Source organism: Mesorhizobium tianshanense (genome assembly GCF_007830515.1).
In the GTDB taxonomy this organism is placed as follows: domain Bacteria; phylum Pseudomonadota; class Alphaproteobacteria; order Rhizobiales; family Rhizobiaceae; genus Mesorhizobium; species Mesorhizobium tianshanense.
This window is the reverse complement of sequence record NZ_VLKT01000002.1, coordinates 21,794-45,352: the sequence shown is the minus strand read 5'-3', so window position 1 is coordinate 45,352 and position 23,559 is coordinate 21,794. Positions and strand designations below refer to the sequence as shown.

Genomic DNA, 23,559 nt, shown 5'->3' with positions numbered 1-23,559 from the left:
GCACCGGACGATGCGAGTCCAGCAGTCGACCGGCCAATTGTCGATGCCGGCGCCGCCCAAAGCTGAAGCGGTGGTTTCAACTTGACAGGTGACGGCAGTTATGCTAGGAATTTATTCATGGTGCTGATTTACGCCAACGACCCGCCGCAGAGGCGGGTTTTTTGTTTTCAGCCTCACGCAAACTCCATGATCACCGCATCGACGGCGAGGCTGTCGCCCGGCTTCGCGTTGAGTTTCGACACGATGAGATCGCGCTCGGCGCGCAGCACGTTTTCCATCTTCATCGCCTCGACGACCGCCAGCGTCTCGCCGGCCTTGACCTCCTGTCCCTCGGCAACGGCGATCGACACGACGAGGCCGGGCATCGGGCAGAGCAGCATCTTCGACGTGTCCGGCGGTACTTTTTCCGGCATCAGCCTTTCGAGCTCGGCGGTGCGCGGCAGCATGGCGCGCGCCGTCACCGACATGCCCTTCCAGGCGATGCGAAGCCCGTTCGGTACCGGCCTGATCTGCGCCGCGACCCTGCGGTCGCCGACCGTACCGCGCCACATGAGATCGCCCGGCCGCCAGTTGGACGCTACCGTCAGCGCCTTGCCACCGTCGATCGACAGATCGAGCTCGATCGGAATGGAGATCATGCCTTCGAAAATCGAGGCCGAAAGGTAATCCTCGCCGATCTTGACCACCCAGTCCCGCTTCAGCACGCCCGAATGCGGCGCCAACCGCCCACCCAGCCGGTCGAGCCGGTCGCGGCGCAGCAGTTCGACAGCGGTGGCGATCGATGACAGCACCGCCTTTTCCTCCTCGTTGGGCACGATCGGCGCGAACCCGTCCGGATATTCCTCAGCGATGAAAGCGGTCGATATCCGCCCTTCCCGCCAGCGCGGATGCTGCATCAGTGCCGCCAGGAAGGGTATGTTGTGCTCGATGCCGTCGACGACGAAGCTGTCGAGCGCTTCCGACATGGCGTCTATTGCCGCAAGCCGCGCCGGCGCCCAGGTGCACAACTTGGCGACCATCGGATCATAGAACATCGAGATTTCCGAACCCTCGGTGACGCCGGTATCGTTGCGGATGACGACGTCGCCGAACTGTCCCTCCTCCGGCGGCCGGTATCTCGTCAGCCGGCCGATCGACGGCAGGAAATTGCGATACGGGTCCTCGGCGTAGAGGCGGCTTTCCACCGCCCAGCCGTTCAGCTTGACGTCGCTTTGCTTGATAGCGAGTTTTTCGCCGGCAGCTATGCGGATCATCTGCTCGACCAGATCGATACCGGTGACGAGCTCGGTCACCGGGTGCTCGACCTGCAATCGCGTATTCATTTCAAGGAAATAGAAGTTCTTTTCGCTGTCGACGATGAACTCGACGGTGCCGGCGCTCTGGTAGTCGACCGCCCTGGCCAGCGCCACCGACTGCTCGCCCATGGCTTTGCGGGTCCTGGCGTCGAGGAAGGGCGAAGGCGCCTCTTCGACGACCTTCTGGTTGCGGCGCTGGATCGAGCATTCGCGCTCGCCGAGATAAAGCGCGTTGCCATGGGCGTCGGCCAGCACCTGGATCTCGATATGGCGCGGATCGACCACGAACTTCTCGATGAAGACGCGGTCGTCGCCGAACGAGCTCTTGGCCTCCGACCGCGCCCGGTCGAACCCGTCGCGCACCTCGGCCTTGCTCCAGGCGATGCGCATGCCCTTGCCGCCGCCGCCGGCCGAGGCCTTGATCATCACGGGATAGCCGATCTCGCCGGCGATTTTCTCGGCATGATCGGCATTCTCGATGACGCCGAGCCAGCCGGGCACGGTCGATACCTTTGCCGCGTTGGCAAATTTCTTCGATTCGATCTTGTCGCCCATCGCCTCGATCGCTCTGGGTTTTGGGCCGATGAAGACGATGCCTTCCTTCTCCAACGCCTCACAAAAGGATGCGCGCTCCGACAAAAAACCGTAGCCGGGATGCACGGCCTGCGCGCCGGTTGCCTTGCAGGCGGCGATGATCTTCTCCGGCACCAGATAGCTCTGCGCGGCCGGCGAAGGCCCGATATGCACAGCCTCGTCGGCCATCTCGACATGCACGGCGTCGCGATCGGCGTCCGAATAGACCGCCACGGTGGCGATGCCCATCTTGCGCGCCGTCTTGATGACGCGGCAGGCGATCTCGCCACGGTTGGCGATCAGGATTTTTGTGAACATGCGGGTTTTGTTCCCTCGGCTGCCTTTCTTTTATGGGCTTCGCCCGGCCGGTCAAGGCAAGTTGGCGCATATCCCGGGCGCAAATCGGCGGCACCGGCCAAAACCCGGCCAAGAACTGTCAATTCGTCCCATAGTCCAGAACCTGCAGATACGCTAAGGCTCGGCCCGATTGCAGATTTGACTTGAGAGGAGATGCCCGATGAAAACCCGCGCCGCTGTCGCTGTTGCCGCCGGAAAGCCGCTGGAGATCATGGAGGTCGACCTCGATGGTCCGCGCGAGGGCGAGGTGCTGGTCGAGATCAAGGCGACCGGCATTTGCCACACCGACGAATTTACGCTGTCGGGCGCCGATCCCGAAGGCATCTTTCCGGCGATTCTCGGCCATGAGGGTGCGGGTGTCGTCGTTGACGTCGGCAAGGGCGTCACCTCGGTCAAGAAGGGCGACCACGTCATCCCGCTCTACACGCCGGAATGCCGGCAGTGCCCGTCCTGCCTGTCCAGAAAGACCAATCTGTGCACCGCCATCCGCGCCACGCAGGGGCAAGGGCTGATGCCGGACGGCTCGTCGCGCTTCTCGATCGGCAAGGACAAGGTCTTCCACTATATGGGCTGCTCGACCTTCTCCAACTTCACCGTGCTGCCCGAGATCGCGCTGGCCAAGGTCAATTCCGACGCCCCCTTCGACAAGATCTGCTACATCGGCTGCGGCGTCACCACCGGCATCGGTGCGGTGATCCACACGGCCAAGGTCGAGATCGGCGCCACGGCCGCCGTCTTCGGTCTCGGCGGCATCGGCCTCAACGTTATCCAGGGGCTGCGCCTTGCCGGCGCCGACATGATCATCGGCGTCGACCTCAACAACGACAAGAAGGAATGGGGCGAGCGGTTCGGCATGACGCATTTCGTCAACCCGAAGGAGATCGACGGCGATATCGTGCCCTATCTCGTCAACATGACCAAGCGCGGCGCCGACCAGATCGGCGGCGCCGACTATACGTTCGACTGCACCGGCAACACCAAGGTGATGCGGCAGGCGCTGGAAGCGTCGCACCGCGGCTGGGGCAAGTCGGTGGTCATCGGCGTCGCCGGCGCCGGCCAGGAGATCTCGACGCGGCCGTTCCAGCTGGTCACCGGCCGCAGCTGGATGGGCACCGCCTTCGGCGGCGCGCGCGGCCGCACCGACGTGCCGAAGATCGTCGACTGGTACATGGACGGCAAGATCGAGATCGACCCGATGATCACCCACACGCTGAAGCTGGAGGACATCAACAAGGGTTTTGACCTGATGCATGAGGGCAAGAGCATCAGGAGCGTGGTGGTTTACTAAGTGAAGGAGGTTCAAATTCGCGTTCGTATTCGCTTCATCGACCACGAAAAGTCGACGATCCATCGAATACAGAATTTTGGCGAGGATTTATGGCGCACTATAGGGCAAACAATCGCGTTCAGATTGATTTGGGAGAGATCGATCATGCGACAGATGAGATCAACTTTCTGGTACGCGATACGTTTTTGCAGAAGAGCCTGATCGAGGTGCATCGCTTGCTAAAAGTGCACCTTATGGAAAATGAAACGGTCATCGACATCGAGTCGGCATGACGACCAGCATCAGCCAAGAACGAAGCCGCCCGCAGATTCTCGTCGATGCCGACGCCTGTCCGGTGAAGGCCGAGGTCGAAAAGGTCGCCGAGCGTCATGGCGTCGTCGTCACCTTCGTCTCCAATGGCGGCCTGCGCCCGTCGCGCAATCCGATGATCCGCAACGTCGTCGTGTCCAAGGGCGCGGATGCGGCTGACGACTGGATCGTCGACAATGCCAAATCCAACGACATCGTGGTGACATCAGACATCCCGCTTGCCGCCCGCACGGTGGCGCTCGGCGCTCATGTGCTTGGGCCGACCGGACGCCCGTTCACGCCGGAAACCATCGGCATGGCGGTGGCGATGCGCGATCTCAAGCAGCATCTGCGCGAGACCGGCGAAAGTAAGGGCTACAATGCCAGTTTCGCGCCGCAGGACCGCTCACGGTTTCTGGGCGAACTCGACCGCATCTTGCGGCGTGCATTGAAATCCATCACACCTTAAAATGCGACCTTGAGGCCCAGCTTGCCGCTGACGGTTGAACTGTCCTCGGACCATTTGCCGCGAATTTCAGTGCTGACGGTTGTCGATGAAGACATCTTCAGATTGAAGCCGGAGGACAGCGCCACCGAGAAGTCCGCATCCTCGAAATTGCTCTTCAGACCAGAAACGCTTGCCGTGTTCGAATAGCCGAAACGCTGCTGCAGATCCGCGCGCGCATAGGGGCTGATGACCATGCCGTTTCCGAGCTGGTAATCCGCATAAACCCCAGGGTCGAACTTGATCGCACCAAACGATAAACGGCTCTTTCCAAATTCAGTGCCTGAGTCGTCCGTGTATGCGTCGCCGGTAAAGGTAACGCCCAACAGCCCGCCACGAAGATCGAAACGCACGCGATCGGTCAATTTGAAGATGCGGCCGATCGACCCTGTTATCGCGTAGCCTTGCGTGTCGTAGCTGCCGTCATTTGCCTTGACGTCCGTGTTGCCCAGGAACGCCGAGGCGGCCACAAGAGCATAGCTGGTGCCTTTACGATAAAGGCCATAGCCGCCGAACATGCCGCTTTTGTTGGTCGCGTCACCGACACCGAAAACGTCGACATTGACGTCAGCCGAGGCATAACCGCCGAACAGCCCCAGGTTCAATCCGTGCTCGCTGTCGAATCCGAAATGCTTTGCCGCATTGAAGTCGACACTGGCGGCAGCGGAGAATTCGTCGACGTCGAAACTCGGTCCGTCAAAGACGTCCAAATCGTTCGAAACGGTGAAGCCGTCATGCGCCGTGTGGGCCAATTGGCCGGAAGCGAATACGCCGAACGGTGAAGACTGGGCCGGCGGAGCCGCGCTTGCGGGGCCGACACTCGCCTGGATGATGTCGTCAGACAATTTGAGAAGCGCATCCAGGGACGTGTCGACAATCGCGCTATTGACGGCCACGCCGGCATAGCAGTCCGTCCGCAGAAAGGTGCCCTCACTCTCGTCGATACAGGCGTTTGCCTTCGAAGGCAGGAAAACCAATGCAGCGCCAATCGAAATTGAGCTCGCGCACAGGCGCAAACGCCAACTCCTGTCTTTCATTGTCCCCTTCCCCTGCTACTTGTGTCATCAGGCTTAAATATCAGGACATGCAATGCGCAGTTGAACTATGAAAAACATCACTGACTGCGGTAGATGCGGGCGCAACACTACGCCAACGTTGGCAGGAGCATAACAAATTATCTCTGGCGCGGAAATGATTTCGTGTGGACCGCTTGCGTCCGGCGGACCGAAATGGCTGCGGCGGTTACCGTCCGGCCGGCACCCCACGGCATATCGAGGGAAACCGAGCTCGGCCAGATCGAAGGCGGGGTCGCCCCCTTGTGCTTCCTTTGATATGGGTTCTGGTGTAAAAATTGCGGTGGTCTTCGGAGAAACGAGTTCCGGCGCATGAGCGGAACGGCGTCAGTCGGGCGGACACTTCGGCGACTTGGAGATTTCACGCGCTGAAAACGAGCCCTTGCCATGAGCTACCGTCTCCTCCTGCGCATTGCTGCGGTCCTGCTGGTTTCACTTTTCGGATCCCTCGGCGTTCAAGCCGCGGTCGGGGAAGGCCAGTCGCCACTGCCAGGCAAGCGGCTCGCGATCGTCATCGGCAACTCCGACTACCGGAGCGCCCGCCTCCCGCATCTGGCCAATGCTGCAAACGACGCCATTAGATTTTCTGAAAGCCTGAAGAGGCTGAAATTCGATGTGCTAACGGCAACCAACCTGTCGTCCGACGGGTTCACCGAGCTTTTCAAACAAGCCGAGGGCAAGTTGGCGGACGCCAGCGCTGTCCTCATCTTCTACGCTGGCCACGGCGTGCAACTCGGGGGAGAGAACTACCTTCTGCCGGTCGATACGCCCAATGCCGAGAACCTGCAGGAGTTGATCGCGGGCGCGGTCAAGCTCAACGATGTGATTTCGAGATTTGCCAGCCGTGAAAGGCAGACCTTCGTGTTTCTTGATGCCTGTCGTAACAACCCGATGGGCAAAGGCCCCAGCGCCATGGACGGCCTCGCGCAGATCGAAGTGGGTGAAAACACATTCATTGCCTTTGCCACGCAGCCCGGCAACGTTGCTGTCGACGGCTCGGGAGACAACAGCCCCTTCACCACGGCATTGTTGAAGAACGCCGAGATTCCCGGGCTCAGCATTTCGGACATGATGATCCGCGTGCGCAACGAGACCGAGGCAATCACCATCGGGCGTCAGGTTCCGTGGGATCAGTCGAACCTTCGCGAGCAGTTTTACTTCACCGAGCAGCAAGTGCTCGACCCGGCCCAGCTCAGCGCCAGTCTGTCGCGCATCCTGGCCGATCCTGCCGCCAAGGAGAAGTTGAAGGTCGAGCTCGCTTCCAACGATCTGCAGACAGCCGTGCTGATCGTTGGCCAGACATTGCGTTCGGTCGAGGTTTCGCCCTTACCCGACGCTGCGGCCAAGCCCGCCGGCACGCAGGTCGCCAGCCTCGAGGGGGCCAGGCAGAGCGTCGTCTCCGGACTTGAAACGCTGATCGTCGGTACTTCGGCGACCGAAACGGATTCCCAAAAAGCGACCGATCTCGCGCGCAGTATCCAGACCGAATTGCGACGTTTGGGCTGCTATCGGATGACAGTGGACGGAAGTTGGGGCAAGGGCTCCGTGCGCGCGCTCACCAATTACTACAAAAACACCGCGAGAACCGCATCCGCGACCGAGCCTACGGTTGAACTTCTGAGTGACCTGTTCCTGCGCTCCGGGCGGGTTTGCAAGGATCCGGTGGTCGTGCGGAAGATCAAGCCGGCGAAGGTGGCATCAGAGGCGGCTCCGGCGCGCAAGAAGGCGGCCAACCGAAAAGCCGCAAGGTCGCAGCAGCAACCCTCGCGCCCGGCTGCACCTCCGCCCGACATCAGCGGCGGCATTGGGATCGGCGGCGTTTTCTAATGCATGTCGCCCAAAAGTGCGCAGCGGTTTTGGGCGACATGCATAAAAACAAAAACCTAAAGCGCGCCGCATGAATCCCTTCAGACGCGACGCGCTTCACGCACGCCGCAAATCGGAATCGATTTTTGCTTCACCACCTTCGGTTTGGAATGGATCATGCGCAGATTTCAAAAGCTGCAGTATCCTTTCGCGTCCGAAAGGGCGCTCGGCACCGTAGAAGACGGACCGCCATCAGAGGCCGGGCCATGACGACCGATACGCCCCTGAAGACACCATTGCATCGCCACATGCAATTCGCGGTGTCGGCCTGCGTCGGCGTAGTGGCACTGGCGATCGCGCTGGTCTTGTGCGCTCCGCTCGCCTATTCGATCGGCGCCAATGCGTTCTTCGCCGCCTATACCGTCCTCGTCGTCGCCCAGATGCCGCTGCTCACCGGCCGCTATCTGAGCAAGAATGCCCGCGCCACCGACCAACCGGTGCTGGTCATCTTTGCCGTGACCCTGATTGTTGTCGCCGTTGCCATCGTCTCGTTGTTCCAGTTGATCAATCGAGGGGGCAGCCCGCATCCCGTCGAACTCATCTTCGCGCTGCTGTCGATCCCGCTCGGCTGGTTCACCATCCACGCCATGACGGCGTTGCACTACGCGCATGTCTACTGGATGGACGACGAAGAGACCAACCCCGGCAGCACGTCGAAGCAGAAAAAGCCCGTCGGCGGTCTCGAATTTGCCGGTAAGGAGCGGCCGGACGGCTGGGATTTCCTCTATTTCTCGACCACCGTCGGCATGACCTCGCAGACCTCAGATACCGACGTTTCGACGACGCAAATGCGTCGCATCGTGTTTTTGCATTCGATCGTGTCGTTCTTTTTCAATACAGTGATCGTCGCCGCCGCGGTCAACCTCGCCGTCAGTCTTGGAAGCCAGTAGTATCGGGCAGCCCTGTAATAATTCCGTGATCGGATGAAACATCGCTTTGGCTGGCAACGTATTGGGAGGAGAACGATCGTAAAGGCCGGCTGAGCGGCCGGAAGGACGCAAAAAAATGGAATCGGTTGCCAGGAGCCAATCCACCGCCGGGGTGGACGCTGCCCCCCTGAAAGATGCGACGCTGATCTACCGGCAGTCGCGCTGGACGCGGCTGACGCATTGGCTTTGGGCCATCTCGCTGTTCTTCATGCTGCTTTCCGGCCTGCAGATCTTCAACGCCCGTCCCCAGCTCTATATCGGCAAGGAGTCGGGATTCGCATATAACAACACCGTCTTCGCCATCGGCGCCGAGAACACCGCAAACGGTCCGCGCGGCTATACCGAGATCTTCGGCAAGCGCTTCGACACGACCGGTGTGCTGGGTTGGTCTGGACCGGCGGGCCAGGAGAGGTCCCGCGCCTTCCCGTCCTGGGCGACGATCCCCTCCTATTACGACCTCGGCACCGCCCGCGTCGTCCATTTCTTCTTCGCCTGGATACTGACCACGACACTGGTCGTCTGGCTGGTCGCCAGCCTAGTCAACGGTCATCTACGACGCGATCTTACCCCGCGCATCGATGATCTCAGGCACTTGCCGCGAGATATCGTCGATCACGCCAGGCTCAAGTTCCATCACACGCGCGAGTACAACACGTTGCAGAAGATGGCCTATGGCGGCGTGATGTTCGTGCTGCTGCCGCTGATGATCATCACCGGCCTTGCCATGTCGCCGAGCATGAATGCGGCGCTGCCGTTCCTCAACGACCTGCTCGGTGGCCGGCAGACTGCGCGGACGATCCATTTCATCGTGATGCTGCTGCTTATCGTCTTCTTCATAATCCATATGCTGATGATCTTCGCCGCCGGCCCGATCAACGAGCTGCGCTCCATCATCACCGGCTGGTACCGGACCGATCCGCCGGCGCACGGCGGCAAGACGCCCGAGGGGAGTGCGTGAGATGGCGAGGTTTATGATCAGCCGCAGAAAATTCCTGACCTCGGCCAGCCTCGGCGTCTCCGGCATCATGCTGTCGGGTTGCGATGCCTTCGACAGCCAGCTTGGCGTCGGCGACGGCCTGCGCAGTTTCCTCGAAGGCGCCAACGGCCTGACCTGGCGAGCGCAACGCCTGCTCGCCGGCGATTCGCTGGCGCCGGAATTCACCGAGGCCGACATCCGCCAGCCGCAGCGGCCGAACGGCGTCACCGCGCCGGACGACGATGTCTACAAGGGCCTGCTCGCCAACAATTTCGCTGACTGGCGGCTCGAGGTTTCCGGCCTTGTCGAAAAGCCGCTGTCGCTGACCCGCGAGCAGCTGATGAACATGCCAAGCCGCACCCAGATCACCCGCCACGACTGCGTCGAAGGCTGGAGCTGCATCGCCAAATGGACCGGGACGCCGCTGTCGCTGGTGCTTGATCAGGCGGTGGTCAAGCCGCAGGCGCGCTACGTGATATTCCATTGCCTCGACACGATCGACCGCAGCCTGGCCGGCGACATCAAATATTACGGCTCTATCGACCTGATCGATGCCCGTCACCCGCAAACGATCCTTGCCTATGGCGTGAACGGCAAGCCGCTGCCCGTCGAGAACGGCGCGCCGTTGCGTGTCCGCGTCGAGCGCCAGATCGGCTACAAGATGCCGAAATATCTCCACAGGATCGAACTGGTCGACGGTTTCGCCACCATCGGCGGCGGCAAGGGCGGATATTGGGAGGACAATGGCTACGACTGGTACGGCGGCATCTGATCGAAACGCTCAACTGTCGCTGTCGTCGCTGTAATCTTCGCCATCGCTGCACAGGGCCGGGTTCAAATCTGGAATATCAGTCCCGTATGTCAGCAGTGTCTTGAGGAACCCGAAAACGGCGAGATCGTCGGCGAAGACTTGTCGGTAACGCGTCGCAGGCAGGTGACAACGTGTCGCCCACAGGCTATGGATGGCGAGTCGAGGGCTTTTGCGAGCCCTACCTGTTTGCGGGAGAGAGCAGCGAGAGCTGCCGCCGAAGGGGAAATCGCCCGAAATCTCTCAGGCAAAAGAACCGTAGACGGGAAAGACACTCTGGAAAGTCGGGGCTTGCCCCCGCGCCGAAGGTGTAAGCGCTGCCGACAGAGTTCCGGGGCGCAAGTCTCTCAGGCTTCAGACAGAGGGGCACGGACTGGTCGCCATTCGCGGCCGATTGCGTGCGACTCTGGAGATGACATGACGGGCGACGACACCAAACACCTTCCCCTCGAAGATCTGCACGTGGCCGCCGGTGCGCGCTTTGGCGCGTTCGCCGGCTGGTCGATGCCGCTGACCTATCCGGCCGGTGTGATGAAGGAACACCTTCATACCCGCGAACATGCCGGCCTGTTCGACATCTCGCACATGAAGCTGTTCGAGATCAGCGGGCCGGACGCTGAAGCGCTGCTCAATCGCGCCTGCCCGTTCGACGCCGGCGCGCTCGAGATTTCCCAGTCCAAATACACGTTCTTTCTCAATGAAGCCGCCGGCATCATCGACGATCTGATCGTCACCAGGCTCGGCCGCGAGCGCTTCATGGTCGTCGCCAATGCCGGCAATGCCGAAGCCGACGAAAAGCACCTGCGCGCGCTGGCTGGGGATTTCGACGCAAAGGTCGACGCACTCGACCGCGTCTTCCTGGCGATCCAGGGACCCGAAGCCTGGGCCGCTTTGTCCCGCGCCGGCATCGAAACCGGATCGCTACTGTTCATGCACGGCTTTGAGCCCCGCGAGAACTGGTTCATGAGCCGGTCGGGCTATACGGGTGAAGACGGTTTCGAGATCGGCCTGCCGGAAGTGGACGCGCGAGATCTCGTCGCCAGACTGCTCGAGGACGAGCGCGTGATGTGGGTGGGGCTGGCCGCTCGCGACAGCCTGCGGCTCGAAGCAGGGCTGTGCCTGCACGGACTGGACATCACGCCGGAGATCGACCCGGCCAGCGCCGGGCTGATGTGGGCTGTCCCGAAGGAGGTTCGCGCCTCTGGCGCTTTCATCGGCGCCGATGCGTTGCGTGCAATCCTGGAGCGCGGCCCGGCGCAGAAACGCGTCGGCCTGAAGCCGGAGGGCCGCCAGCCGGTGCGCGCCGGTGCTGCCCTTTTCGACGCCGACGGCAATCCCGCCGGCCACGTCACCTCCGGCGGCTTCGGCCCCTCGGCCGCCCATCCGGTCGCCATCGGCTATGTCCAGACGTCGCTGGCCACGCCTGGCACAAAACTCTTCGCCGATGTGCGCGGGACGAAAATCCCGATCGATATCAATCCCCTGCCCTTCACGCCTCATCGCTACCGCAAAGGATAAGTCCCGATGGCAAAAACCTATTTCACCGAAGACCACGAATGGCTCCGCGTCGAAGGCGGCATCGCCACCGTCGGCATCACAAATTATGCGCAAGAGCAGCTCGGCGATCTCGTTTTCGTCGAATTGCCGGAGCTTGGGAGAAAGCTGGCCAAGGGCGATACGGCCGTCGTGGTCGAATCCGTCAAGGCCGCATCGGACGTCTATGCGCCGGTCGACGGCGAGATCACCGAGGCCAACACCTCGCTCTCGTCGGACCCGTCTTTGGTCAATTCGGCGGCGACCGGCGACGGCTGGCTGTGGAAGATGAAGCTGGCCGATGAAAGCCAGCTCGAAGGCCTTCTGGATGAGGCCGCCTACAATGCCCATATCGGTTGATAGCAGGACCAGGAAGATGACCGCAGCACCCTACTCCTTCTCGGCCCGCCATATCGGCCCCGGCCTCGACGAAACCCGGGCCATGCTGGCAACGATCGGTGTTCCCTCGGTCGAGACGCTGATCAGCCAGGCGGTGCCGAAATCGATCCGGCTCGACCGGCCGCTGGCTTTGCCGATCCCGGCAAGCGAAGCGGAGGCGCTGGCCGAGCTTTCAACCACAATGGCGAAAAATACGGTGCTGAAGAGCTTTATCGGCGCCGGCTACCACGGCGTCCACGTGCCTTCGGTCATCCAGCGCAATCTGTTCGAGAATCCGGCCTGGTATACGGCCTACACCCCCTACCAGGCCGAGATCAGCCAGGGCCGGCTCGAAATGCTGTTCAATTTCCAGACCCTGGTTACTGAGCTGACCGGCCTGCCGGTGGCGTCGGCCTCGCTGCTCGACGAAGCGACGGCGGTGGCTGAGGCGGTCGGCATTGCGTTGCGGCACCATCGCGACAAGCGGACCAAGGTGGCGCTGGCCGGCACGCCGCATCCGCAGACGCTCGACGTCGTGCGCACCCGCGCCGAGCCGCTCGGCACCGAGGTCGACGGCGAGACGATCGACGACAACACCGCCGCCTTGCTCGTCTCCTGGCCCGACACATTTGGTGTCTACGGCGACCACAGGCCGGCAATCGAGAAAGCCCGCGCCACCGGTGCGCTGGTCGTCTTCATTGCCGATCCGCTCGGCCTGACGCTGACCGACGCGCCGGCAAGGCTTGGCGCCGATATCGCCGTCGGTTCGATGCAGCGCTTCGGCGTGCCAATGGGTTTTGGTGGGCCGCACGCCGCCTATTGCGCCGTTTCCGACAGGCTGACGCGGCTGATGCCTGGCCGCCTCGTTGGTCAGTCCACCGACAGCAAGGGCCGCCCCGGCTATCGTCTCGCGCTGCAGACGCGCGAACAGCATATCCGCCGCGACAAGGCGACCTCCAACATCTGCACCGCGCAGGCGCTGCTCGCCAACATGGCGACGGCCTATGCGATCTGGCATGGCCCTGCCGGGCTGCAGGCGATTGCGGAGCGCATCCACACGCTGGCCAACCGCCTGGCTGCCGGCCTCGCGGCATCAGGTGTTTCGGTGCTTGGCGCAAGCCGCTTCGACACGGTGACGGTGGAAGCAAAAGGCAAGGCCGACGCGATCGCCGCCGCCGCCGAAAAGACCGGCCGGCTGGCGCGCCTGATCGACGCCGACCACATCGGCATCAGCTTCGACGAAACCTCGACCGATGCCGATCTGGACGCAATCGCCGCGCTGTTCGGCGCCAAGGCGGGCGCCGCTGCCGGAGGCACCATGCCCGGACAGCCGCGCGGCAAGGCATTTCTCACGCAGCCCGTCTTCCACGAAAACCGCTCGGAAACCGACATGATGCGCTTCCTGCGCCGGCTGGCTGACAAGGACCTAGCGCTCGACCGTGCCATGATCCCACTCGGCTCCTGCACCATGAAGCTCAACGCCGCCGCCGAGATGATGCCGGTAAGCTGGCCTGATGTCGCCAACCTGCATCCCTTCGCGCCGGCCAGCCATTCGGCCGGTTATCGCGCGATGACCGACGAACTGGAAGGCTGGCTGGCGGAGATCACCGGCTTCGACGCGGTGACCCTGCAGCCCAATGCCGGCAGCCAGGGCGAATATGCCGGCCTGCTCGCCATTCGCGGCTACCACCGCTCGCGCGGCGAAGGCCACCGCACCGTCTGCCTGATCCCGTCTTCCGCGCATGGCACCAATCCGGCGAGCGCGGCGATGGCCGGCATGAGCGTCGTCGTCGTGCGCTGCACCGAAGACGGCAACATCGACATCGACGATCTGAAGGCCAAGGCGGCCGAGCACGCGCAAGACCTCGCGGCATTGATGTTCACCTATCCCTCGACGCACGGCGTGTTCGAGGAAGGCGCGCGCGACCTCTGCGCCCTCATCCATGAGCATGGCGGCCAGGTCTATTTCGATGGCGCCAACCTCAACGCGCTGGTCGGTCTCGCCCGCCCGGGCGACATCGGCGCCGATGTCTGCCACATGAACCTGCACAAGACGTTCTGCATCCCGCATGGCGGCGGCGGTCCCGGCGTCGGCCCGATCGGCGTCAAGGCGCATCTGAAGCCCTATCTGCCCGGCCACGTCAACGAAGGCTCGGGCCATGCCGTGTCGGCGGCACCGTTCGGCAGCGCTTCGATCCTGCCGATCACCTGGATGTATATCCGCATGATGGGCGCTTCGGGCCTGAAGCAGGCGACCGAGACGGCGATCATTTCCGCCAACTACGTGGCGACGCGGCTCGAAGCGCATTTCCCGGTGCTCTACAAGGGCAGGCACGGACGCGTCGCGCATGAATGCATCCTCGACACCCGCGTGCTCAAGGACAGTGCCGGCATTAGCGTCGACGACGTCGCCAAGCGGCTGATCGACTATGGTTTCCATGCGCCGACCATGTCGTTTCCGGTGGCCGGCACGCTGATGGTCGAGCCGACCGAGTCCGAGCCCAAGAGCGAGCTCGATCGCTTCTGCGATGCGATGATCGCGATATCGGGCGAGGCAGCCAAGGTGGCGAAAGGCGAATGGCCGCTGGCAGACAATCCGCTGGTCAATGCGCCGCATACCGCCGCCGAGGCGCTGGCCGGTCAGTGGACCCATCCCTATTCCCGCCTGGAGGCGGCCTATCCCGCAGGCGATGCCGACACCGCAGCCAAATACTGGCCGCCTGTGTCGCGCATCGACAATGTCGCCGGCGACCGCAATCTCGTCTGCTCCTGCCCGCCGCTGTCGGAATATCTGGGCGCCGCGGAATAAAAACAGCCGACCGCGCCGCAGACTGCACCCTCATTGTCGCGCACGCGCAATGAGGGTGGCTAATTGCGACTCTCGCGAAGGCCAGCTTTTCGACCCATTTCCGCCGCTTGGTTGTCGAATGGTTTTGCGGTAAGAGGCTCTATCCTCGAACGTAACAGGAACCTCCGTCGCCTGCCCGCAAAAAGCGTGGCAGTATCGGGTGGTGATTCGCAGCATCGGAATGCAGGACCGGCATGGACGATAACAACGATCTTTTCGGCAGTATGGACAAGCAGCCGCAACCGGTCCGCGCCACCGCGCGCCCGGCCGACCCGCTGGTGCAGGCGGCGAAGCGCCCGGCATCCCGCGACGGCAGCGAGAGCTACAGTGCCGCCGACATCGAGGTTCTGGAAGGGCTGGAGCCGGTGCGGCGCCGGCCCGGCATGTATATCGGCGGCACCGACGACAAGGCGATGCACCATTTGTTCGCCGAGGTCATCGACAATTCGATGGACGAGGCGGTCGCCGGTCACGCGACTTTCATCGATGTCGAGCTTTCCGCCGACGGATATCTGGCCGTCACCGACAATGGCCGCGGCATTCCGGTCGATCCGCATCCGAAGTTCAAGAAGCCGGCGCTCGAAGTCATCATGACGACGCTGCATTCCGGCGGCAAGTTCGACTCGAAGGTCTACGAGACCTCGGGCGGCCTGCACGGCGTCGGCGTCTCCGTGGTCAACGCGCTGTCGGACCATCTCGAGGTCGAAGTCGCGCGGGGACGGCAACTTTACCGGCAAAAATTCTCGCGCGGCGTTCCGATGACTGGCCTGGAGCCGCTCGGCGAGGTGCATAACCGGCGCGGCACCAGGATCCGCTTCCATCCCGACGAGCAGATCTTCGGCAAGGGTGCGGCTTTCGAGCCGGCGCGACTCTATCGCATGACGCGATCGAAGGCCTATCTGTTCGGCGGCGTCGAGATCCGCTGGACCTGCGATCCGTCGCTGATCAAGGAGAAGGACACGACGCCGGCCAAGGCCGAGTTCCATTTCCCGGGCGGCCTCAAGGACTATCTGAAGGCTTCGCTCGGCGACGAATTCCAGGTCACCCGCGAAATCTTCGCCGGCAAGAGCGACAGGCAAGGTGGCCACGGTTCGCTCGAATGGGCGGTGACCTGGTTCGGCGGCGACGGATTTCTCAATTCCTACTGCAACACCATTCCGACCGGCGAAGGCGGCACGCACGAGGCCGGCTTCCGCAACGTCTTGACGCGCGGCCTGCGCGCCTACGCCGACCTGGTCGGCAACAAGCGCGCTTCGATCGTCACGTCTGAGGATGTCATGATCTCGGCGGCGGGCATGCTGTCGGTGTTCATCCGCGAGCCGGAATTCGTCGGCCAGACCAAGGACAGGCTGGCGACGATCGAGGCGGTCAGGATTGTCGAAGCCGCCATCCGCGATCCCTTCGATCACTGGCTGGCCGACAATCCGCAGGAAGCCTCGAAGCTGCTCGAATGGGTGATCGCGCGCGCCGACGAGCGGGTGCGGCGGCGTCAGGAAAAGGAAGTGTCGCGCAAGAGCGCGGTGCGCAAGCTGCGGCTGCCCGGCAAGCTCGCCGACTGCACGCAGAATGCCGCGGCCGGCGCCGAGCTCTTCATCGTCGAGGGCGATTCGGCCGGCGGCTCCGCGAAACAGGCGCGCGATCGCGCCAGCCAGGCGGTGCTGCCGCTGCGTGGAAAAATCCTCAACGTCGCCAGCGCCGGCAACGACAAGCTTGCCGCCAACCAGCAGATCTCGGACCTGATCCAGGCGCTCGGCTGCGGCACGCGGTCAAAGTACCGCGACGAGGACCTGCGCTACGACCGGGTCATCATCATGACCGATGCCGATGTCGACGGCGCCCACATCGCTTCGCTGCTAATCACCTTCTTCTATCAGGAAATGCCGAGCCTGATCCGCGGCGGCCATCTCTATCTGGCGGTGCCGCCGCTCTACTCGATCCGGCAAGGCGGCAAGGTCGCCTATGCCCGCGACGATGCGCACAAGGACGAACTTCTGCGCACCGAATTCACCGGGCGCGGCAAGGTCGAGATTGGCCGCTTCAAGGGGCTGGGCGAAATGATGGCCGCCCAGCTCAAGGAAACGACCATGGATCAGAGGAAGCGCACACTGCTCAGGGTCGACGTGATCGACGCCGAGGCCGCGACCAAGGATGCGGTCGACGCGCTGATGGGCACCAAGCCGGAAGCCCGCTTCCGCTTCATCCAGGAACGCGCGGAATTTGCCGAGACGGAAGTGCTGGATATCTGAACGTCTCTGCTCGACGAGCCGGCGAGCCGCAAACGGCGACCATCCCTATTGCAATACAGTATGCGGCTGGTATCAGCGAAGCGAGCGACATGTTGCAGGTCGTGGCCGCGTTGCACATCATCGCCGCGGCAATCGAGGATTTTCCGGATTTTTTCGCGACGGAGTAACCCATCAATTTGACAAGCACTGGAGACGCGTTTGCGGCAAGCCGGTGCCGCTTAGTCTAACGCGAAGACATGGCGGTGGTTGCCCGATTGCAGTTGTGAGCGACGAGCTGATCCGCCTTCCCGGTGCAATTGGTGCCCGTCACGCGCCCCGGCATTCAGCACCACAAGTGCGAGCATTCCGGCTGTGGCAAGAATGCAGGATGGGTTCGCCACGCCCCAGACAGCCTTCCCATTGGTTCTATTTCGAACACCGTCCCAAAGGGAGCGGTTTCTGTAGAAAGCAAACAAAAACCCCGCCGGAGCGGGGCTGTTAGGGATTGGGAATCCAATACTAGAACTTGTACGCAAGCCCTATAGCAACGGTGTGAGTGTCGACATCTATTGAGCCATCACCGCCCGGCGCAGTGTATTCGACCTCGCCATAGTCCGTATACCTGTACTCTGCACGTCCAATGAGATTGGCACTGAACGCAATATCGGTGCCGACGCCAACCGTCCAGCCGGCTTTAGTCTCACTGGCGGCTGCAAACGTTCCTCCGGCGTCAAACAGGTCGACATCGATATCCCCGAACGCCACGCCGCCGGCACCGTAGATCAAAAACTGGTCGAACGCGTATCCGAGACGGCCGCGAACCGCACCGTTCCACCTGAGTTCAGTGGTCGCGCTTTCGTCAAAAACGTTAGTCGATGTGCCCTCAATGCCGCTATAGTTCACATCCGCTTCTATGCCAGCTACGACTTGATTGAATTGCCAATTCCAACCTCCATAGATACCGACAAGACCGCCATCAATATCACCGTCGATTTCTGCGATGGGCGACGATGGAAAATCATTGTCGGAGTCGCCCCAACCATAGCCTGCCTGAAGGCCCACATATCCGCCAGACCACACAAATCCGGCTGGCGGTTCAGCCACCGCCATAACATCAGCGGCAGAAGCCAAACTCACGGACGCGGCCAAGATTGATGCAGTTACCAGGAAAGTTTTCATGAAAATGTCCTCCAAGCCTACTTGATGATGACTATGCGCAAAAGTCATGAAGAAATACAGTTGTTTTCGCGCTTTCATCACAAGGTTGCAATTTCGTTGCGATTATGCAACACCCCTGGACGGAACGACTTGGCTCTCGGCGGTCGTTTGTGACTGCGATGCTAATGGCGCTACGACAGCAACGACTCCGACTTCAGCGTCACGGCAAAGTTCTCAACCGTGAAGTTCGGCGTTAACTACCGATTCTGATTATCGGCCCGGTCCTGATTTCTTGCTCGGGTGTTGTAAAATGCCCGAGCTTTTGCTTGTCGGCAAACTAGACGGTTCGTTTGAGTGTCAGGCCGCTGCGATCGCCAGCGCATGGCTGCGCGCGTTTTCGCGCAGCGCATCGAGATGGATCGATTTGACCAGTCCGGCAAGATCGCCTTCCGCCGACTGCCCGCCGAGCTCCTTCAGCATCAGCCAGCTGACTTCCTGGACGCCGGCGAGCCGCTTGCCATTGGCGACCTCGCGCCAGATTTTCAGCGCGCGCAGGATGATCCCGTGCGTGGCCGCGGCAAGGCCGGCCCTGCGGAACAGCGCCTGCAGCGCCACGTCATGTCCGCCGGCTAGCAGCGCCCTCACCCGTTGCTCGGATTGCTGGCTGAGGACAACCAGCGCCGAGCCGAAGAAGTCGACCTTGCCATGCGCGACGGTGCGGATGATGAAGCTTGCGGTCAGGTCGCCGCGCAGGCGCAGATGCTCGATCAGTGCGGCATGTTCTTCCTGGCGCGTGCCTTCGATCAACATCACGGAACCCTTGACGCAGGCATCCCGCATGACGCGGTCGGCCCTGGCGCGGCCCATCAGCGCCAGCACCAGCGGCGAACCTTTGAGCGTTTCACCAAGTTTTATCAGCAGCATGTGCCGGCAGTCGGCGGGCAGGCGCGCGTCGGCGATCAGCGCTTCGCGCACCGGAGGCAGATGGCCATGGCGTTCGGCGATACGGCGGAAGCTGAGCGAAGCGATGACGGCACCGCTGTTGGCGAGCAGCGTAGCGCAGGCTTCCGGCTCACCGACTTCGGCGATCGCCGCGGCGACCGCCATGGAGACGCGCGGACGATCGGCGATCAGTTTCTGTGTCGCCTTCTGGCCGCCGGCAACGCGGTCGATCAGATCGGCATCGGTGAGCAGCGGCGAACGTGCCAGCACCAGGCTTGCGACTTCCGGCTGGTCGGACGCCAGCGCGCTGATAATCTGCAGCGGCGCATGATGGCTCATCGACAGCGCCTCTGCCATCGCCAGCCTTACCTTCGACGATGCGTCGTCGAGCAGCAGCGTCAGCGCCGCCTCCGCCGCGCAGCGGTCCTCGAAAAGCAGATCGGCATTGATGTAGGCGCGGGCCAGCGCGCTTGCCGCCGCGGCGCGCTCCGAAACCTTGGCCGTGTAGATCCATTTCAGGAAATGCGAAACAACCATGCTGCCCGCTGCGCCCCTAACCCGAGTCCGTTCCCACCCTGAGAAGACCGTAGGCAGAAATGGTTTACGAACGGTTCACCATGTTTGTTAACTGGCTTGCGAGCACCGTATGCAGCGCTTATCAACCCTTGGAGCGACGTGCGTCCTTTTCGGACGCACAAAGTAGGCTCTAACACTTTGAATCGTCGCATCGTGCTCTCCGAAAATCGGTTCGATTTTCGGGCCGATGCGGCAGCGGAGGAAATCGACCATGGCCGGGCTTTATCTGGAAGAGTTCGTCGTCGGCCACGTCTTCCGGCACACGCTGCGGAAAACCGTCACCGAAAGCGACAACATGCTGTTTTCGGTGATGACGCTGAACCCGCAGCCGCTGCACATCGATTTCGACTTCGCCGCCAAGAGCGAATGGGGCAAGCCGCTGGTCAATTCGCTGTTCACGCTGGGCCTGATGATCGGCATTTCGGTGAACGACATCACCGTCGGCACCACCATCGCCAATCTCGGCATGAAGGAGACGGTGTTTCCGCATCCGGTCTTCCACGGCGACACCATCCGCGTCGAGACGACGGTGGTGTCGGTGCGCGAGTCCAAATCGAAGCCGGACCGCGGCATCGTCGAGTTCGAGCACCGCGCCTACAACCAGAATGACGTGCTCGTCGCCAAATGCACAAGGCAGGCGATGATGATGAAGAAGGCAATCTAGTTCATGCGCTCGCTGCTGTTCGTTCCCGGCGATTCCCAGAAAAAGCTGGAAAAGGCGTTTGGCGCCGGCGCCGACGTGGTCATCGTCGACCTCGAGGATTCGATCGCGCCACAAAACAAGGCCTTGGCGCGCGGCACTGCAGCACGCTTCATCACCGAACACAGGCATCAAACCAAATCCGCGATCTATGTGCGGGTCAACGATCTCTCGACCGGCCTGACGGATGACGATCTGGCCGCACTCGTTCCGGCCGGGCCCGTCGGCATCATGCTGCCGAAGTCGAACAGCGGCCAGGACGTCCAGAATCTCTCGGCCAAGCTCAGAGTGCACGAGGCCGAAAACGGCCTGCCGGATGGTGCGATAAAAATCCTGCCGATCATCACCGAAACAGCCGCCGGCGTGCTGGCGGCTGCGACCTATGCCAACGTCAGCGCGCGGCTTGTCGGCGTGACCTGGGGCGCGGAAGATCTGTCGGCGGCGATCGGCGCGCGTGCTGCGCGCGACGAGAACGGCCGCTACACCGATGTGTTCCGCTTCGCCCGCACCATGACCATCCTTGCCGCGGGTGCTGCGGAAGTCGCTGCGATCGATACAATTTTCCCGCATTTTCGCGACATGCCCGCCTTCGAGGCCGAATGCACCGAGGCCGAGCGCGACGGGTTCACCGGCAAGATGGCGATCCATCCGGCGCAAGTGCCGGTCATCAACACCGCCTTCACACCGTCGGCCGAGGCGGTGAAACACTCCGCCTCGTTGGTTGCGGCATTCGAGGCAGCTGGAAATCCCGGCGTGGTCGGCATCGACGGCAAGATGTACGACCGGCCGCACCTGCGGCTGGCCGAGCGGCTTCTGGCACGCGCCAAGGCCGCGGGGATTTCCACCTGATCTTTCCCGGCCCTAGTCTTTTTCCCAACGAGGCCGCCGCATCGAGAATATCTCGCTGACACTGGCATAATCCATATAGCCGAGACGGCCGACATTGCCCGCCTTGACGATATCGAACATGCCGTCCTTAAGGAACGCATCGTCGATATGCACACCGACGACTTCGCCGGCGACGACGACGGCGCTGGTCGGTGTCCCGTCCAGCGCCTTTGGCCGCAGGATTTCCGTCACCCGGCATTCAAGCGCCGCGGGCGCCGCCGCCACGCGGGGCGGCGCAACAAGACGCGACGGCGCCATGATGAGATCGGCATAGCCAAATTCGCTGACGCCGCGCGGCGCGTCGACCGCCGTGCGGTTCATCTTTTCCGCAAGATCGCGGCTGACGAGATTGGCGACGAACTCGCCTGTCTCTTCGGCGAAGGTCGCGCTGTCCTTCTCGCCTTCGGACGAAAACCAGACGATGAAGGGCCGTGTCGAAAAGGCGTTGAAGAAGGAATAGGGGGCGAGGTTGATCTTGCCGGCCTTGTTCACTGTCGAGATCCAGCCGATCGGCCGTGGCGCCACGATCGCCTTGGACGGGTCGTGCGGCAGCCCGTGACCTTTTGACGGCTCGTAGAACATTCAGCCCACCCACGGCCCGGCATAGTCGGCATAGAGCTTTGCCGGGTCAGGCCGCGGCCGTTCCGGCGCCGGTCCTTGATAGGAGCCGATATGGACGAAGCCGACGACGCGCTCATGCGGCGCCAGCCCCAGGATCGCCCTGCCCTCCGGCACATCGGAATACCAGTTGCTGATCATGTTCGTGCCATAGCCCAGCGCATTGGCTGATATCATCAGGTTCATCGCCGCCATGCCGCCGGATAGGAACATTTCCCATTGCGGGATCTTTGGGTTTTCCTTCGGGCTCGACACCACGCCGATCACCACCGGCGCCCGTGAAAAGCGCGCCAGTTCCTGGTTGCGGCGGCCCTCCGGCAACGGCCCTTCGCGCTGTTCGGCGAGGGCCGCCAGCTTCTTGCCGATCTCGACGCGTGCCTCGCCCCGGTAGAGGATGAAGCGCCAGGGCTCGAGCCGGCCGTGGTCCGGTACACGCGAGGCGGCGGCAATCATCGTCGCGATGTCGGCATCGCTGGGCGCCGGTTCCTTCAACTCCGGGATTGGCGCGGAATTTCGGGTCAGCAGAAAGTCGATGATCGGCGACGCCATGGACGCAAGTCTCCTTGGTATTTAAGCTGAAGCGCACCATCGGGACATCGGGCGGCTCGGGCATTGGCGCGGCGCGCCAGACAAAGAGCCCTCTAGCAGAAGCTGATCGGACTCTTAAGCCTTGAAATTGCCACCGCCTTGGGCTTCAACGCAAGGCATGTTTGAGGGGCTCCTGCGTCTTTTCCCGATCTGGCTTGGCGCCGCACTGGTCGTGGTGCCGGTTTCGTCCGCCGTCGCGCAGGATGTGGACGGCCTCAGTGATCTGAAACTTCCCGGGATTTCGCGCTATGCGTCTCCGAACAGCGAGACATCGCTGGCATTGGGGAGCAGCGGGGCGATCACGCTGTCGGCGCAATTGACGGACAAGGGCGCCGACATCACGCGCGGCATCGTCTGGCGCATCTTCAAGCCCGAACCCACCAGCGACGGCAAGCTGCCGATGGTCGCTTCCGCCCACGGCGGCAGCGCGGTGTTTCAGCTCGAGCCCGGCAGCTATCTGGTCCATGCTTCCTACGGCCGAGCCGGCGCCACCAAGCGCATCACCGTCGGCAAGGACGCCAAGCGCGAAAGCCTCGTCCTCGATGCCGGTGGTTTGAAGCTCGATGCCGTGCTGTCGGGCGGGGTGCGCATACCGCCGAAGAAACTGCGCTTTTCGATCTATGAGGGCCAAGCCGAAGCCAACCACGATCGCGCCCTCATCATACCCGACGTCGAGCCGAACAGCGTGGTGCGGCTGAACGCAGGCGTCTACCACGTCGTCTCGACCTACGGCTCGGTGAATGCGGTCATCCGCTCCGACATCCGTGTCGAGGCGGGCAAGCTGACCGAAGCGGCCGTCGAGCATCGTGCCGCGGAGATGACCATGAAGCTGGTACGCGAATCGGGCGGAGAAGCGATCGCCGACACCTCCTGGTCGTTGCTCAACGAATCCGGCGATCCCATCCAGGAAACCGTCGGCGCCTTTGCTTCGATGGTGCTTGCCGAGGGCGACTACACCATTATCGCCAAAAACCGCGACCGCATCTACCAGAAGGATTTTACGGTCTCGGCCGGGCAGAACAAGGAAATCGAGGTTCTCGCCACCGAGGCCTCGGCGATAAATCCCGAGGAAGGCGCGGACTAAACCATCCGGACAATGCCGTACAGGGTTCGGGTCCAGCGCATGACTTGCCGATCAGGCGGCCTT

The 23,559-nt window shown here is 62.3% G+C and carries 20 protein-coding genes and 1 riboswitch; of the genes, 14 read left to right on the top strand and 6 right to left on the bottom strand.

Annotation, left to right across the window (positions count from 1 at the left end; genetic code table 11):
* Positions 1–173 precede the first annotated feature (173 nt).
* Positions 174–2,186, bottom strand: a complete 2,013-nt coding sequence (locus IQ26_RS01685) for an acetyl-CoA carboxylase biotin carboxylase subunit (protein ID WP_145711922.1) — start codon at positions 2,184–2,186, stop codon at positions 174–176.
* Between the two features lie 199 nt (positions 2,187–2,385).
* Here IQ26_RS01685 and IQ26_RS01680 point away from each other — a divergent pair, with 199 nt between their 5' ends.
* The 3 genes from IQ26_RS01680 to IQ26_RS01670 all read left to right on the top strand — a co-directional run bounded on the left by IQ26_RS01680 (position 2,386) and on the right by IQ26_RS01670 (position 4,270).
* Positions 2,386–3,513 carry an S-(hydroxymethyl)glutathione dehydrogenase/class III alcohol dehydrogenase gene (locus tag IQ26_RS01680; RefSeq protein ID WP_145711907.1) on the top strand — a complete coding sequence of 376 codons (1,128 nt, stop codon included), beginning with the start codon at positions 2,386–2,388 and terminating at the stop codon, positions 3,511–3,513.
* Positions 3,514–3,602: 89 nt separating this feature from the next.
* Complete coding sequence (locus IQ26_RS01675) at positions 3,603–3,785, top strand: hypothetical protein (protein ID WP_145711891.1); 183 nt, start codon at positions 3,603–3,605, stop codon at positions 3,783–3,785.
* Complete coding sequence (locus IQ26_RS01670) at positions 3,782–4,270, top strand: YaiI/YqxD family protein (RefSeq protein WP_145711877.1); 489 nt, start codon at positions 3,782–3,784, stop codon at positions 4,268–4,270. Before IQ26_RS01675 ends, IQ26_RS01670 begins: the two co-directional genes overlap by 4 nt.
* Here the strand turns inward: IQ26_RS01670 and IQ26_RS01665 are convergent.
* A complete protein-coding gene (locus tag IQ26_RS01665; RefSeq protein WP_145711874.1) occupies positions 4,267–5,343 on the bottom strand; it encodes an autotransporter outer membrane beta-barrel domain-containing protein in 1,077 nt (358 codons plus the stop codon). The two genes, IQ26_RS01670 and IQ26_RS01665, sit on opposite strands and share 4 nt — an antisense overlap.
* Positions 5,344–5,766: 423 nt before the next feature.
* Between IQ26_RS01665 and IQ26_RS01660 the strand changes: the two genes are divergently transcribed.
* The 8 genes from IQ26_RS01660 to parE all read left to right on the top strand — a co-directional run bounded on the left by IQ26_RS01660 (position 5,767) and on the right by parE (position 16,963).
* On the top strand, positions 5,767–7,206 hold the full coding sequence (locus IQ26_RS01660; protein WP_145711860.1) for a caspase family protein: 1,440 nt from the start codon (positions 5,767–5,769) through the stop codon (positions 7,204–7,206).
* A gap of 245 nt (positions 7,207–7,451) precedes the next feature.
* Positions 7,452–8,135, top strand: coding sequence for a DUF1345 domain-containing protein (locus IQ26_RS01655; RefSeq protein WP_145711848.1), 684 nt, complete (start codon positions 7,452–7,454; stop codon positions 8,133–8,135).
* A 115-nt stretch (positions 8,136–8,250) separates the two neighbouring features.
* Complete coding sequence (locus IQ26_RS01650) at positions 8,251–9,132, top strand: cytochrome b/b6 domain-containing protein (protein WP_145711833.1); 882 nt, start codon at positions 8,251–8,253, stop codon at positions 9,130–9,132.
* A gap of 1 nt (position 9,133) precedes the next feature.
* Complete coding sequence (locus tag IQ26_RS01645) at positions 9,134–9,922, top strand: molybdopterin-binding protein (RefSeq protein ID WP_145711820.1); 789 nt, start codon at positions 9,134–9,136, stop codon at positions 9,920–9,922.
* Between the two features lie 218 nt (positions 9,923–10,140).
* Positions 10,141–10,227: riboswitch (glycine riboswitch) on the top strand.
* Positions 10,228–10,375: 148 nt separating this feature from the next.
* Positions 10,376–11,476 (top strand): glycine cleavage system aminomethyltransferase GcvT, encoded by a 1,101-nt coding sequence (gene gcvT / locus IQ26_RS01640; RefSeq protein ID WP_145711804.1) that lies wholly within the window; start codon positions 10,376–10,378, stop codon positions 11,474–11,476.
* A gap of 6 nt (positions 11,477–11,482) precedes the next feature.
* Complete coding sequence (gene gcvH / locus IQ26_RS01635) at positions 11,483–11,851, top strand: glycine cleavage system protein GcvH (protein ID WP_145711787.1); 369 nt, start codon at positions 11,483–11,485, stop codon at positions 11,849–11,851.
* Between the two features lie 16 nt (positions 11,852–11,867).
* Complete coding sequence (gene gcvP, locus IQ26_RS01630) at positions 11,868–14,678, top strand: aminomethyl-transferring glycine dehydrogenase (protein ID WP_145711772.1); 2,811 nt, start codon at positions 11,868–11,870, stop codon at positions 14,676–14,678.
* Positions 14,679–14,911: 233 nt separating this feature from the next.
* On the top strand, positions 14,912–16,963 hold the full coding sequence (parE, locus tag IQ26_RS01625) for a DNA topoisomerase IV subunit B (RefSeq protein ID WP_145711761.1): 2,052 nt from the start codon (positions 14,912–14,914) through the stop codon (positions 16,961–16,963).
* A 498-nt stretch (positions 16,964–17,461) separates the two neighbouring features.
* Here parE and IQ26_RS01620 read toward each other — a convergent pair whose 3' ends face one another.
* Entirely contained in the window at positions 17,462–18,199 is a 738-nt protein-coding gene (locus tag IQ26_RS01620) for an outer membrane protein (RefSeq protein ID WP_145711757.1), read from the bottom strand.
* Positions 18,200–18,457: 258 nt separating this feature from the next.
* The gene (locus IQ26_RS01615) at positions 18,458–19,579 is read right to left on the bottom strand and encodes a DUF2336 domain-containing protein (protein ID WP_145711753.1); all 1,122 of its coding nucleotides are present in this window, start codon (positions 19,577–19,579) and stop codon (positions 18,458–18,460) included.
* Positions 19,580–19,805: 226 nt separating this feature from the next.
* Between IQ26_RS01615 and IQ26_RS01610 the strand changes: the two genes are divergently transcribed.
* Together IQ26_RS01610 and IQ26_RS01605 are read left to right on the top strand one after the other, a co-directional pair.
* Positions 19,806–20,282, top strand: a complete 477-nt coding sequence (locus IQ26_RS01610; protein ID WP_456086301.1) for a MaoC family dehydratase — start codon at positions 19,806–19,808, stop codon at positions 20,280–20,282.
* A gap of 3 nt (positions 20,283–20,285) precedes the next feature.
* Positions 20,286–21,167 carry an HpcH/HpaI aldolase/citrate lyase family protein gene (locus IQ26_RS01605; RefSeq protein WP_145711743.1) on the top strand — a complete coding sequence of 294 codons (882 nt, stop codon included), beginning with the start codon at positions 20,286–20,288 and terminating at the stop codon, positions 21,165–21,167.
* A gap of 12 nt (positions 21,168–21,179) precedes the next feature.
* Here IQ26_RS01605 and IQ26_RS01600 read toward each other — a convergent pair whose 3' ends face one another.
* Both IQ26_RS01600 and IQ26_RS01595 read right to left on the bottom strand, forming a co-directional pair.
* On the bottom strand, positions 21,180–21,788 hold the full coding sequence (locus IQ26_RS01600) for a flavin reductase family protein (RefSeq protein WP_145711739.1): 609 nt from the start codon (positions 21,786–21,788) through the stop codon (positions 21,180–21,182).
* The gene (locus IQ26_RS01595) at positions 21,789–22,373 is read right to left on the bottom strand and encodes a nitroreductase family protein (RefSeq protein WP_145711736.1); all 585 of its coding nucleotides are present in this window, start codon (positions 22,371–22,373) and stop codon (positions 21,789–21,791) included. It lies immediately after the preceding gene.
* Between the two features lie 157 nt (positions 22,374–22,530).
* Between IQ26_RS01595 and IQ26_RS01590 the strand changes: the two genes are divergently transcribed.
* Positions 22,531–23,496 (top strand): hypothetical protein, encoded by a 966-nt coding sequence (locus IQ26_RS01590; RefSeq protein WP_145711732.1) that lies wholly within the window; start codon positions 22,531–22,533, stop codon positions 23,494–23,496.
* The last annotated feature ends 63 nt before the right edge of the window (positions 23,497–23,559 follow it).